Genomic DNA, 988 nt, shown 5'->3' with positions numbered 1-988 from the left:
GTCGGACCCGATGGAACCGTGCATGAGGCGGCAGGTCCGGTAGAAATCGAATCTTTCGGAGAACACCATGCACCGGCTGGAGAAACGAACGCAGCGAAGATCGTCGCATCTGATGGCGAAGAGACGGACTACTTCGGCTACAGCTCTCAGATGAACGACCATGGTGTCATCGTGGTTGGTGCGCATGGTGAGGATGACAAGGGCGATGATGCTGGCGCTGTTTATGTCTATACGCCGACAGCAGACGGTTACCAGGAAACCAAGCTTCTGGCTTCTGACGGCGCTGCCGATGATATTTTTGGCCGGAGCACCGCGATCAACAATGCAGGTGTGATTGCTGTCGGTGCTTATCTGGACGATGACATGGGGGAGAACTCGAACTCCGGTTCGGTCTATGTGTTCACACCGACCGAAGGTGGTGCCTATGAGGAGGTCAAGCTGACGGCGTCCGACGGGGTGGCAAATGCTTATTTTGGTTCCAAGCTATCGATCAATGAGGATGGCGTGGTTGCGGTCAGCGCGGCGGGAGCAGACACGGTCTATGTCTTCACCCCCGATGGTTCCGGTGGATACACGGAAACCAAACTGATTGGATCGGATGCGACCGTAAGCTTCGGCACATCGCTCACCATCCATGACGACGGGACCGTGTTTGCCGGTGACAATGGCGCGGCCTACATCTTCAGCCCGGACGGGGAAGGCGGTTACACCGAAACCAAACTTGTGGCACCGGACACGGCAGACGCTTCCGGCTTCGGCAAAAGCGGTGTGATTGAAGCCGACGGCACCATCCTGGTTGGTGCCAGTAATGCGCTCTATCTCTACGAGCCGGATGGCAACGGCAATTATGGCATCCAGAAAATCAGCAATACGGCGATCAATTTCGGGTCATCGGTAGCGGTCAATGACACGGGCGTGATCGTTGCCGGGGCATCCGGCGATAGCGGGACCGGGGCTGTTTATGTCTATGTGCCCGATGGTGCCGGTG

Annotated in this window: 1 protein-coding gene; it reads left to right on the top strand. The window is 57.1% G+C overall.

Annotated features, from left to right (window positions below):
• On the top strand, window positions 1-988 hold a 988-nt coding region (locus E1297_RS01420), incomplete at both ends, for an FG-GAP repeat protein (protein WP_209015572.1).

Source organism: Roseibium sp. RKSG952 (genome assembly GCF_009711355.1).
This window is presented reverse-complemented; position numbering and strand designations above follow the sequence as displayed.